Here is a 12,215-nt window from a genome sequence, read left to right as displayed (position 1 = left end):
TCTCCTCAATTATTCTGCTTTTTTGATTGCTTCAATAAACCAATGGGCAAATGTAGCTTGATTTATCTCTACCCCTACTTCTGCATTAACTGGCTTATCAAAGAAATTATCAAAATCAATCAGCGAAGCACCATAGGCATATGGGCTCTTGGTATCAACAACAACATGGGCCGGCTTGAAGGTATACATATCCGGGTTAATTAACATTCCCGCAGCTAAAGCATCGTAAATTTCACGACCATCATTTGCGGTCTTATCATGTAAATTAGTTAGAATATGATAAAGCATGTCACCGGTTTTGCCCAATTTTTTGACTTCCTGAAGGGTATTTTGGGTCACATAAGCTTCATGCCCTAATTCAAGTGGAGCAAGCAAGATCTTAATACCGCTAGAAAAAACAATCTGGGCTGCTTCAGGATCACCAGCTACGTTGTATTCACTGTATGGGCCCCAATTACCGCGACCAATCGCACCGCCCATAATTACTAACTGCTCAATCTTAGCCATATCTTCCGGGTATTGTCTAAAATAAAGAGCAAAATCAGTCGCTGGACCAATTTGCATTAAAGTTACTTTTTCTGGGCTGTTAGTTACAACTTCATGGATTGCATCTGCAGCAATTCCTGGTTTAAGTAATGACTTATCTGGCTCCGGGAAGTCATAGCCAGCCAAACCACTTTTACCGTGGACGTCCGATGCATCAATTGCTTCACGCAATAACGGACGACTAGCTCCAGAAACAACTGGCACTTTTGTTCCCAAGAAGGTTTCCAATTTTAAAGCATTGAGTAATGTTTTAGCCAAAGGAACATTGCCCCAAGTTGCAGCAATCAATTTAACATCAAGATCGTTTGCAAATAATGAAATAGTAATTGCTACTACGTCATCAATGCCGGGGTCAGTACTGATAATCAAAGGTTTTTTAGTCATCGAAATTCCTCTTCCTTGAAAGATATAAGACCATCATACCAAATCTATTTAACGATTGTCTTTTTACCTTGAAAAAATAATATGAATCAGTCAAAACAGATTACGTTTGACGGATTCATACTAATCAATTTACCATGTTACTTTTTTATTTTTCGCGATCTTCGATTTCGCCATCTGAACGAGCAATAATTACTTCATCACACATATCAAGGAATAGGCCAGTTTCAACAACACCAACCACTTTGTCTAGGTAATCATCTAATCCACGCGGAATCGGAATTGGATCAACGTTTAAATCAACAATATAATTGCCATAATGCGTGACAAACCGTTTATTGCCATCCATTCGCCAAGACGGATTCAAGCCATCATTTCTAAAACGCCGAAAATTTTGTTCACAGGAAATCGGTAAAATTTCTACCGGTAACGGAAAGCCGCTTAAACGATCGACTAACTTCGACTCATCAACAATCCACAGCACTTTTTCCGAATTAGCGGCGACATTTTTTTCCATTGTTAAGGCGCCACCGCCACCTTTAATACCGTCAAAGTTAACGTCAACTCGATCAGCCCCATCGATTGTCAAGTCTAACTGATCCACTTCTGCTAATTCATTAACCGTGAAGCCCCACTTTTCAAGCTGTTTTTTACTTCTGCTTGATGTAGTAACAATAGCTTCTAAGTCAAGTCCCTCTTCTTTTTTTCGTTTCCCTAATGCATCAATAAAAAAGGCAATTGTTGAGCCAGTGCCAACACCTAATTTCATCCCTGGCTCTACTAACTCTGCTGCCCTAATTGCTGCTTTATTTTTTAGTTCATCCTGCTGTTTCTTATCCATTGCTCTTGCTTTCTTCACAATCGTTACTAACACTACAATTTAATTTCATTATAGCAAAGATCAACCTAAAAGAAGACACAAAAAAAGGCAATTTAATTAAACTGCCTTTTTTAGTATTTTCATAGCTTATTCAGGATCGATTTCTGGTGCTTTATTAATTTCACCAGACATCATCCAAATCCGTTTCTCTACTTCAGCTAAAAAGCCGGTAAGCAAATCATTAGTGGCATAATCGCCCTCTTCATCGCTGGCCTTAATGCCTTCGCGATATAAGTCATCAAGATAGTGGTACCCCGCAATAATCTTGGCATAGCGCTCATCAATTGTCTCGTCCCAATTACCTTTTTCATCTTTAATATTGGTCTTCTCGGCAATTTCGCTCAGAGTAGAAACTGGTGAGCCATCCAGTGTAATCAGCCGCTCTGAAACTTCATCAAGCTGATTAGCTAATTCATCCATTACTTTATCTAAATATGGGTGCAGCTTTATAAACCGATTGCCCCGCATATACCAGTGGTGTTGGTGAACTACCATATGTAATTGCGTTAAGTCAGCAACAAGTTGGTTTAATATTTCTTTTGTCTTAGGATATTTCATCTAAAAATGCCTCCCAAATATATAATATTGTTACACTTTTATTATATCCAGTAAGCGCATTAATTACTAAAATATTGATTATCAAATTAAAAACAAGCAGTTTTATGATTTGCTCAAAGTATAACCTTGATTAATTAACTCAAGAGCCTTTTCTGACTGGTTAATGGTTTTCTCTGGTTCATAAATCTTATCACGTGATAGTGACAAGGTAATTTCTTGCCCGTCTGCAAGTTTCAATTGAAAACCACATAAGTTATTTACACTTGAAACAATTCCAACAAAATAAATCAAAATCATTGGATAAAAGATTGTTGGTGCCATCTTAACCAAGCTCTTTTTACCTAAAAATTTCGCATCAACAACTTCACTAGTCGCAATGTCTTTCAGTGGACTTGCCTTGCCAAGAAAGATCATCTTAATGCGATTCCAGTAACTGCCATGATCATAATAGCGAATTTTTTTAGCTGAAATCTCGCAATAATTAAACTCAATAGGTAAAACATTTGGATAGTAACCAAAGGCTACCAAAGCGAAGAAAATAAGGCCAATTACCCAAGCCCAATTTTTATTTTGAGAATTAACTATTGCTAAAACATCCCAAGCAATCAAACTAGCCAATAAAAAATAAGCTAACGATATCACTAAAGGGCGAAAATTCATTTTCTTGCCAAAAGTAATCATTTCATTCACACTTTCTTGCTAAAATTAAAGTTATTTTAGCACCTTTCAGCTAATAGTAAAGCGCTGCCAAAAATAAAATAAAAAACTGCCTGAGAGTTTAGGTTAAACCATCATTTACTAGTTTAACTTCTCTTCAGACAGAATTTTTATCTAAGTTAAAGTTTATTCAGCAGCTGCTGTTTCTTGTTCTTGTTTTAATAAAGTGTTGTCATAGTGTTTGATAAATGGGTACCAAACAAGAAAAGCAACAATTGCACAGACGATTGAAAGAACGCCGCCTTGCCAACTGGTTGTAGCAATGAAGCCACTCAAGCCAACTGGTGTCGGCCAAGGTTGTTGGACTCTGATTACTGGGACCAATTTTGAAACAATGCCTAAATATGCAATAATCCCCGAAGCAAGCGGTGCACAAACAAACGGAATAAATAAATCTACGTTGTAAACAATTGGTAAGCCAAAAATTAACGGTTCGTTAATATTAAAGATTGCCGGAATAATTTCCACTTTCCCCAATTCTTTTAATTGTGCCGAGCGAGCCCGAAATGCTAACCAAATGGCCACACCAAGCATCGCGCCTGAACCACCGATCGTAATAAATGCATTGGTCGGATCGCCGGCAAAAAAGTGATGGCCTCCTCTTTGAGCATTATCTGCCATATTGGCAAGAATAATTGGCATATAGAAAGAACTGATAATCGTTGCTCCGTGGATCCCGAACCACCATAAAAAATGAATCAGGAAGATGATAATCAAGAAGCCCCACCAGGTGTCGGCAATATCACTGATAAACGAGAACGGAATGAACAGTAAGTTGAACATATCCGTGCCTGCAATAACTAATGCCCCGTTTAAAGCAGCAACTACGACTGCAACACAAAATGACGGAATCAAGGCACTAAAGGAATTAGATACTCCCGATGGCACTGAAGCCGGCATCTTTATTTGCCAGTTATGCTTAATGGTGTAGCGATAGATTTGAACAGTCAGCCAGGCAATAACCAAGCCAATGAAAATACCGACAGCACCAATCCGGTAAATACCACTAGCAGAGGCCTCATATCCACTAGCAACCATTTTGGTTTTGGTAAAAACCTGAACAAATTGCATTTGGCCATTCTTCCAGACCAATTCAGCTACGGTAATGAAAAAGCCCATTAAGAACATCATCAATCCGTTCATTGGAATTAGATTAATGTGTTCCTCATCGTGATAAATTTTAGTGTACGAATAGGCAAAGGTCCCTGAAAATACCAGGGCGATAATTCCCATCGTGGCATTATAAACAGAACTAAATAATACTGAAAAGCGCCCAATTGTATTTGCATAAAAACTCATAAAAGCAGGTATTTTAATAACCTGAGACAATACAGTCAGGATTAAGAAAAATGCTCCGACAATTGAAAATGAAATAACGCTGTAGCCCGCATCCATGATTGCCCTAACAAAGCGTGTTGCGGCAAACTTACCGGCTATTTCACCGATCTTATCTTTTAACGGCTTTTTTGTAGTATCAGCCATAATATTAATAACTCCCTTCTATAATTAATTCATATTGTTGAATTAGTTATATATTTATTGTAAGCATTTTCATTATAAAAGCAATCATTTTTCAATTATTTTTTTTGAAAGTAGCTATTAGTTTTTGATATTTATCTTTGCCTACCCTAATATTCCGAATTCGCCGCTCGCTAAGATAGCATAAAAGAATACCAATTAATAAAAATGCACAAATTAAATACACAGAACTCATATTAGATAAAAACGGGAATAATTGGTCTTTTAGCGGTGAAAATGCACAGCAGACTAAAACAACATTGACCCCGATTTGAAGCCAAAAATAATACCTAGTAGCAGGAACATCCGGCTTCCGATTGTGCATTTTAGTTAGCTGCTCGATAGCGGCAATTGCTGCTAAGATCGTCATTATTCCTGAAATAATAATTCCTAGCCACCTCTGGTATTGAGTTAAAACTAATAACCAGAAAAGGTTAGTAAATAAAAAAATTATCACGATATAACGGAGCATTAAATATCGACTAAAATACAAGTATTTAATACTGTCTGCTTTTTTCTTTTCGGCAACGCTCTTTGATTGAAATTTATTCAACATTCTTTATTCCCCTAACACTTATGCATATATTATTTCATTATATCCCTAATATCTTAATTAAAGCTAGCCGAGATTAACTTGCTTGACTAAACTTATTTGGTATAAAATAGATCTGTTAGCGCTATCAGCATAATACAATAAAAAGGAGATAACAATGTACTCAGCAAAAATGCCAGACGGCTTTTTATGGGGTGGTGCAGTTGCTGCCCACCAGTTAGAAGGAGCTTGGAATGTTGACGGAAAAGGCATGTCAGTTGCCGATGTCATGACTGTCGGTTCAGCTACTAAACCGCGTGAAATTACTGACGGTGTCATTGAAGGGAAAAACTATCCTAACCACAGTGCAATTGATTTTTATCATCACTACAAAGAAGATATTAAATTAATGGCTGAAATGGGCTTTAAGGCATTTAGAACCTCAATTGCCTGGACGAGAATTTTTCCTAATGGCGATGACGAACAGCCAAATGAAGCGGGTTTGAAGTTTTACGATGATTTATTTGCTACCTGTCATCATTATGGCATCGAACCAGTAATTACTTTGTCGCACTTTGAAATCCCATTTAATTTAGTCAAAAAATATCATGGGTTTACTAACCGTAAACTGATTGACTTCTTTGTCCGGTTTGCGACTGTTTGTTTTAAGCGCTATAAGGACAGTGTCAAATACTGGATGACTTTTAACGAAATCGACAATCAAGCAGCATACACCGAAGACTTCTTAATGGCCACTAACTCCGGCATTATTCTCAACGGGTTAACAGATAAAGAAAAAGAAGCTGCTATGTACCAAGCTGCACACTACGAACTAGTTGCTTCAGCCTTGGCAGTCAAAATTGGTCATAAGATTAATCCTGACTTCCAAATCGGTTGTATGATCAATTACTCACCAGTTCGTCCGCTTACCCCGTCTTCAGATGATGTTCTGCTGGCCGACAAATTTGAGCAAAGACGTGATTGGTTCTCAGATGTTCACGTTTTTGGTGAATATCCAAAAGAAGTTGAGGCATACATCGAGCGTAATGGCTACAGACCCGATATTACTGATGAAGATCGTGTAGTTCTAAAAGAAGGAACAGTTGATTACGTTGGTTTTAGTTATTACCAATCAACCACTGTTTCTGCCGAAAAAGTTAAGCCTGATGAATTAAATGACTTATCCAAGGCTATTGCTAAAAACCCAACGCTAGAACGCAGTGATTGGGGTTGGGAAATCGATCCTGAAGGTTTACGAATTTCTTTGAATCATTTAACTGACCGCTATCATGTACCACTATTTATTGTTGAAAATGGTTTGGGTGCTTATGATAAGGTCGAAAAAGATGGCTCAATTCATGATGATTATCGTGTCGACTACATGAGAAAGCACATTTCAGAAATGGAAAAAGCAGTTGAACTTGATGGCGTAGATTTAATGGGCTACCTTCCTTGGGGACCAATTGATCTTGTATCCGCTGGAACAGGTCAAATGGATAAACGGTATGGTTTTATCTATGTTGATAAAAATGATGCTGGTGAAGGAACATTGAAACGTTCACGCAAGGACTCATTCGACTGGTACAAGAAAGTCATCAATTCAAATGGTGCAGATTTAGCTTAAATTAGAGCTAATTAAGACTAACAAAAAAACGAAGTTAGTAACAACTTCGTTTTTTTGTTTCGATCATTATCGCGTAACTGATTGCTTATTTCTTTAAAGTACCAGTTTCGTATAATTTTTCATATAAATCGACCATTTCGCCTGCTAAATCTCTAAAAGTAATTGCATTCATTAAATGATCTTGTGAGTGAACTACTAACAAAGTAACTTTAGTATGTTCACCTTGAGCTTCTTTAGTAAGCATTCCGGTTTGCGAATTATGTGCTTCAGTTAATGAGTCGTCAGATTCTTTCAACTTAGCCCGGGCACCATCGATGTCACCCTTTTTAGCTAACCGAATTGCTTCAAAAGCTAAACTCTTAGCATTACCACCATTGGCAATTAAGCCCATAGCTGATTCTAAAGTTGCTTGTTCTTCTTGTTCAGTAGTTTTGTTTTCTGCCATTATTATCCCCTATGTTAACCGTTAATTAAGTCTTCAGCTTGTTTCAAAACCTGAACACCGTCCATCATGCCATATGCACGCATATCGATTACAGCAAGTGGAATATCCTTGCCGTCTTTACCTTGGCCCTTGACCTTGTTCTTAAAGTCACTTTCCATATAACGAACTTGTGGTCCAAGCAAAACGCAATCTGGATGATCCTGTTCAATATGTTGTTGTGCCTCAGAAGCTGGACAAGCAAAGATATTAGCATCAATGCCCTGGTCCTTCGCTGCTTGCTGCATTTTCGTTACTAACAATGAAGTACTCATTCCAGCGCTACAATTTAACATAATTGTTTGTTCTGCCATAATAGTATGTTCCTCCTAAATGTATCCATAAGATTTATTCTATTATAGCACTTTTAAGTTAGCGCTTTCGATTTAAAACTAAAGATTATTTAAAATATTTTCCGTCTTTTATTTTAAAAGTAAATTGCGTCTCAAATTGGCCTTTAAACTTATAAACTGGCAACTAAAAACATAAGTCCAACAAGAACTAAGAAAACACCGATGAATAAAGCAGCTACCATCGAAATTGGTGCAAACCCAACTTGCCCCTTCGGTTTCTTAAGATTTCTCATATTTTTAATACTTAACAATAGTTCAACGACACCTAAAACCAAAAGAATAATTCCTGCTATCATCACAACGTAATTTCCTTTAAGTAGCGTGGATAAATTTTCAGTCAATAACATCTTTATACCTCACAATCGTAAAAAATTATAGTCTTCCTAACGTTTATGATAGCACTTTCTTTTAGCTTTAACATAAATTACAATGAAAAATAAATGAATTTTTAGTAGCTACGGTTATTTTAGAAAAATAATTGAAAAAAGCCTGACACTCCTGTTCCCAAAAGGGCAAAGCCAAAGAAAAAGGCAAATACAACTGCAATCAATGAAAATGCATTGTTAGTTCCCTTAGTAAAGATTGTTTTGGCGTATTTAACACTGTAAATTAATTCGATTACACCCAAAACAATGACGGCAATACAAACAACACGATCAATTACTGGATTAATTAGACTCATTTTTTTGCCTCAAACAACTCAAATAAAAAATATTCTTATGCGAATATAATAGCACGATTTCCCTAAAATAGAACAAATAGCAAAAAATTCTGGGAAAAATCAGCTTTTTCTTTAGGGCAAGCCAAGAATGGTAGTTTTTCACAATATGATACGTAAAATTACACCTAATTACCTTTAACGTAACTTTTCTACTAGTAAACCGAATTTGAAATAGTACGCTGACATTACTAAACATTATTTAAAAATAAAATTGACAAATCAAACTTCCAAAATTAGAATTTAATAAATTATTAATCTTGCTTTTTAACTAAAATGGAGGTCTAACATGCAAGGATTAACAGCAAAAGACTTATTAAACTTAACAAATGCAGGAGGTTTGAAGACACAAGGCAATAATAGTATTTTCCAAACTGCTGATCCTAATTTTGATGATTTGGATAAATATCAGTGGTCACTTGTTAAGCAAAATGGTAAAGACGGCTTATCTACTATTTTAACTACCGACACTTATCCGGCTTTTGTCTTTGATCAAGAACCGAACGTGTATTTTACAACGGTAAATGATAAGCAAAAGACGCAATTATTTAAATTAAGCACTGATACCCGAGATTTGACCTTGGTTCATGAATTTGAAAAGCGAAGTTTGGCAGTTCAAGAAGTAATACAAGAAAAGCAATTACTCTTATCAGGTACGACATTTTTAACAGAAACTGATGGTGCTTTACCCTGGCACGAAGTAACTGAAGTACCTTATTGGACCAACGCTGAGGGGAATGTAAATGGTAAACGACATCAACTTTTTATTTTTGATTTAAAAAGCAAAGAGTTGCACTCATTAGTACCAAAAGATTTTGAAATCAGCAATTTTTGGTACCAAGATGGCCACCTGTTCTTAAGCGGTGCGCAATATCAAAATCATCAACCATTTCAAAAAGGTCTCTATGAATATGATTTTACTGAAAAAAAGCTGCAAGAATTGCTTAAGCCTGAAACTTGGTCTATAAGTACAGTGGCGTTATTAAATGATGAATTATATCTAGCAGCCACCGATAATAAAAAATATGGCATTGAAGAGAACCCTAATTTTTATCATTTGCTTAAAGATACTCATGAAATGCAGCTCGTGCAAGAATGGGATCATAACTTATCCAATATTGTCATCCATGACATGGAAGTAGTACCAGGCAAAACCACTTTTGTCCACGATAACAAACTTTATTTTGTTGCTACAATTGCGACTCATAATGAAATTTATACGTTTGACGGTGAAAAAACAGAACTAGTTGGCAAGTGGGATGGCTCAATTACTTCCCTAGCCTTTCAAGGCGATCATTTACAATTTATCGCAAATAGTCCACAAAGTCCGCAGCAACTCTACCAGTTTGAAAAAGATGGACAGGTCAAACAACTTAGTCATTTTAACGAATTTTTGAAAGACAGATATCTTGCCGAGCCAAAGCAAATTGATTATAAGGATCATAATGGTGATTGGCGTTATGGCTGGGTACTCTATCCACTGAATTACCAAGAAGGCAACAAATATCCGGCAATTCTAGAAGTTCATGGTGGACCCCGCGCTACTTATGGCGATGGCTTTTTCCACGAAATGCAAATGCTGGCTAGTGCTGGTTATTTTGTCTTCTTTACCAATATCATCGGTTCTGAAGGTTGGGGAGATGAATATGGTGACGTGCGCGGTAAATATGGCACTGTGGACTATGATGATTTAATGTTATTTACCGATGAAGTCTTAAAGCAAGTTCCAGAGATAAACGAAGAAAAGCTTGGATTAGCAGGCGGAAGTTATGGTGGTTTTATGACTAATTGGGTTATTGGTCATACTCATCGCTTTAGTGCTGCCGTTAGCATGCGCAGCATTGCTTCTTGGACAGCAATGTACATTTCAGATATTGGTCCTGAATTCGTAAACGATCAAATGGCCACAGATGATTTACATTCTGACGATATTGATAAGCTTTGGTTCCACTCACCTCTTCGCTATGTCAATAATGTGACTACTCCTACGTTATTCTTACATTCAGATCATGATTTTCGCTGTCCAATTCCTGATGCTTATCAAATGTTCCAAGCATTGAAATTACGTAATGTCCCAACTAAATTAGTAGTCTTTCAAGGTTCTAATCATGACTTATCAAGGAAAGGTGCTCCTAACAGACGGATTAAGAGATTAGAAGAAACGTTGAACTGGTTTGATAAATATCTAAAGTAAAAATTTTGCACATTTAGTGTTATAAAAAATGCATCTCTAAGGATAAAAATAATCCTTAAGGGACGCATTTTTCTTTGCTATTATTTGCTGCCAACTAAATGAACTTGATGATAAAATCGCTTTTTCAGCATTTGCCTGTAATTGCTAAAATTTGCTTAAACACAATATCTTGTAACAATTTCCCAAACCATGTCTTGCTTAGATAATTTAGCCATCAAAATACGACCCCCAAATTCACCTTAACTTCGGGGTCGTATCAATCTACCTTATTCTTTAGTTAAAATTCCTCATCTTCATCCTTAGCCGGTGTAGGCTGAAAATGATAAATACCGCTTTTACCGGCTTCTAGAATCATTTTTATCAGGTCATCAAGCGGGAATTGGTCACGATTAAGCAATAATTCTAACAGCATTGGGATATTAACTCCGGTAACAATTTCAATTGCCGGATTTTTTTCCAGTATTCGAACTAACGTATTAAATGGTGTTCCACCTTTTAAGTCAGTTAAGCAAATAACTTTGCCAGAAAGAGCAGTGATTTTTTGCTCCAATTCTTGCTCTAGTTGATCAAGCGACTCACCGTCTGTAAACTTGACTGTTTGGCAATTTTCTTGCTGGCCACAAATCATTTCTGCTGATTTCAGCAATTCCTGTCCAGCACTGCCATGTGTACAAATTAAAACTCCAACCATTAGTATTTTCCGCTCCTAATAGTCTAACGCACGATAATAGCGTCTAATGTCCATTGGGTGCCGGTTAATGTGTTCAATGTGGACATCAATCCGATTATTAATTGCATGGAAAACAAATGGTGACAGGGTCCCACGATATTTCTCTGAAAAACCAGGGAGGTCATAATCTTTAGCATCGATAATAGTGTAATTACCACAAATCTCTGGTAAAAACTTAGCAACACGTTCACTGAGTGGTCTTTGAGAATCTTCTCCAACATAAACAGTAACTGGTGTGTCACGATCAACTATTTCGAACATGCCATGGAAAAATTCGGCTGCTTCAACGGCACGTGTTCTAAGCCAGTGTTGCTCTTCCCAATAGCACATTGCGTATGAGTATGTTGCGCCCCATTGATTACCCGCACCAACAAAGTAATGAATCTCATCATCGTGATGCTTTAAAGCAAAGTCCTTAGCAAAGTCGTCTGCTTTAACTCCAATTTCGGCAATATCCTCAGCAAAATGTTTATCCATTTCTTCATAAAATTCATCATAGTCCGGAAATTCACCGTTCAGGTACATTAGACGATCCCCAACCATAAAGAACTTCAATTGCTCGTTTTCTGGATAAGAAATGCAATAAGTTAGATCTGCTGCCAATTTAGCCTTAGGATCATCCATAAAGCCTAAAATTGTGGCGCCTACCTCGTTTAATTTCTTAACTGCGTCGACCATTTCCTTAGTATTACCCGTTACTGAAGAAATAACAACTAGCGTTTTATCGGTAATACGCTTATTGCCAGTCACGATATATTCAGCGGCATTTTGGTAAAAAGTTTCAAGGGCACTTTTTTCTTTCATATGAATATTAGCTTGCATCCCTGAAGCATAAGTACCACCAATACCTAACCAGCAGATGTTTGTAATTCCTTTTTTAAATAATGGATCAATGATTTCATTAATCTTGCCTCTTAATTCGAGTGCTCCATTCATACTAGTAATTAATTTTTGTTTATCAAATTTACGCATTTTTTATTCCT

14 protein-coding genes are annotated in these 12,215 nt (G+C 36.8%); 2 read left to right on the top strand and 12 right to left on the bottom strand.

Features of this window, described 5'->3' with window-relative positions:
• Positions 1 to 9: 9 nt before the first annotated feature.
• The 6 genes from GYM71_RS02900 to GYM71_RS02875 all read right to left on the bottom strand — a co-directional run bounded on the left by GYM71_RS02900 (position 10) and on the right by GYM71_RS02875 (position 5,156).
• The gene (locus tag GYM71_RS02900) at positions 10 to 930 is read right to left on the bottom strand and encodes a nucleoside hydrolase (RefSeq protein WP_220220836.1); all 921 of its coding nucleotides are present in this window, start codon (positions 928 to 930) and stop codon (positions 10 to 12) included.
• A 145-nt stretch (positions 931 to 1,075) separates the two neighbouring features.
• Positions 1,076 to 1,768 (bottom strand): ribose-5-phosphate isomerase RpiA, encoded by a 693-nt coding sequence (gene rpiA, locus GYM71_RS02895; RefSeq protein WP_103751976.1) that lies wholly within the window; start codon positions 1,766 to 1,768, stop codon positions 1,076 to 1,078.
• Between the two features lie 126 nt (positions 1,769 to 1,894).
• Positions 1,895 to 2,365 carry a Dps family protein gene (locus GYM71_RS02890; RefSeq protein WP_103751975.1) on the bottom strand — a complete coding sequence of 157 codons (471 nt, stop codon included), beginning with the start codon at positions 2,363 to 2,365 and terminating at the stop codon, positions 1,895 to 1,897.
• 102 nt (positions 2,366 to 2,467) lie between these two features.
• Entirely contained in the window at positions 2,468 to 3,055 is a 588-nt protein-coding gene (locus GYM71_RS02885) for a hypothetical protein (RefSeq protein WP_220220835.1), read from the bottom strand.
• Between the two features lie 153 nt (positions 3,056 to 3,208).
• Complete coding sequence (gene celB, locus GYM71_RS02880) at positions 3,209 to 4,564, bottom strand: PTS cellobiose transporter subunit IIC (RefSeq protein WP_103751973.1); 1,356 nt, start codon at positions 4,562 to 4,564, stop codon at positions 3,209 to 3,211.
• 91 nt (positions 4,565 to 4,655) lie between these two features.
• A complete protein-coding gene (locus GYM71_RS02875; RefSeq protein ID WP_220220834.1) occupies positions 4,656 to 5,156 on the bottom strand; it encodes a PTS cellobiose transporter subunit IIA in 501 nt (166 codons plus the stop codon).
• A 154-nt stretch (positions 5,157 to 5,310) separates the two neighbouring features.
• Here GYM71_RS02875 and GYM71_RS02870 point away from each other — a divergent pair, with 154 nt between their 5' ends.
• A complete protein-coding gene (locus GYM71_RS02870) occupies positions 5,311 to 6,756 on the top strand; it encodes a 6-phospho-beta-glucosidase (RefSeq protein WP_103751971.1) in 1,446 nt (481 codons plus the stop codon).
• A gap of 85 nt (positions 6,757 to 6,841) precedes the next feature.
• Here GYM71_RS02870 and GYM71_RS02865 read toward each other — a convergent pair whose 3' ends face one another.
• The 4 genes from GYM71_RS02865 to GYM71_RS02850 all read right to left on the bottom strand — a co-directional run bounded on the left by GYM71_RS02865 (position 6,842) and on the right by GYM71_RS02850 (position 8,272).
• Positions 6,842 to 7,201 (bottom strand): PTS sugar transporter subunit IIA, encoded by a 360-nt coding sequence (locus tag GYM71_RS02865; protein ID WP_103751970.1) that lies wholly within the window; start codon positions 7,199 to 7,201, stop codon positions 6,842 to 6,844.
• 14 nt (positions 7,202 to 7,215) lie between these two features.
• Positions 7,216 to 7,551, bottom strand: coding sequence for a PTS sugar transporter subunit IIB (locus tag GYM71_RS02860; RefSeq protein WP_103751969.1), 336 nt, complete (start codon positions 7,549 to 7,551; stop codon positions 7,216 to 7,218).
• Positions 7,552 to 7,700: 149 nt separating this feature from the next.
• On the bottom strand, positions 7,701 to 7,937 hold the full coding sequence (locus GYM71_RS02855) for a hypothetical protein (protein WP_220220833.1): 237 nt from the start codon (positions 7,935 to 7,937) through the stop codon (positions 7,701 to 7,703).
• A gap of 119 nt (positions 7,938 to 8,056) precedes the next feature.
• A complete protein-coding gene (locus GYM71_RS02850; protein ID WP_103751967.1) occupies positions 8,057 to 8,272 on the bottom strand; it encodes a hypothetical protein in 216 nt (71 codons plus the stop codon).
• 325 nt (positions 8,273 to 8,597) lie between these two features.
• On the opposite strand from GYM71_RS02850, the gene GYM71_RS02845 reads away from it, so the two are divergent.
• Positions 8,598 to 10,502 (top strand): alpha/beta hydrolase family protein, encoded by a 1,905-nt coding sequence (locus tag GYM71_RS02845; protein ID WP_220220832.1) that lies wholly within the window; start codon positions 8,598 to 8,600, stop codon positions 10,500 to 10,502.
• Between the two features lie 277 nt (positions 10,503 to 10,779).
• On the opposite strand, the gene GYM71_RS02840 is transcribed toward GYM71_RS02845, so the two are convergent.
• Both GYM71_RS02840 and GYM71_RS02835 read right to left on the bottom strand, forming a co-directional pair.
• The gene (locus tag GYM71_RS02840; protein WP_220220831.1) at positions 10,780 to 11,193 is read right to left on the bottom strand and encodes a PTS sugar transporter subunit IIA; all 414 of its coding nucleotides are present in this window, start codon (positions 11,191 to 11,193) and stop codon (positions 10,780 to 10,782) included.
• A 15-nt stretch (positions 11,194 to 11,208) separates the two neighbouring features.
• Positions 11,209 to 12,204, bottom strand: a complete 996-nt coding sequence (locus GYM71_RS02835; RefSeq protein WP_103751964.1) for an SIS domain-containing protein — start codon at positions 12,202 to 12,204, stop codon at positions 11,209 to 11,211.
• Positions 12,205 to 12,215 lie beyond the last annotated feature (11 nt).

The sequence above is a fragment of the Lactobacillus panisapium genome, from assembly GCF_019469265.1.
Taxonomy (GTDB): domain Bacteria; phylum Bacillota; class Bacilli; order Lactobacillales; family Lactobacillaceae; genus Lactobacillus; species Lactobacillus panisapium.
Note: the sequence above shows the minus strand (reverse complement) of the source record. Positions and strands in the feature narration are given on the sequence as shown.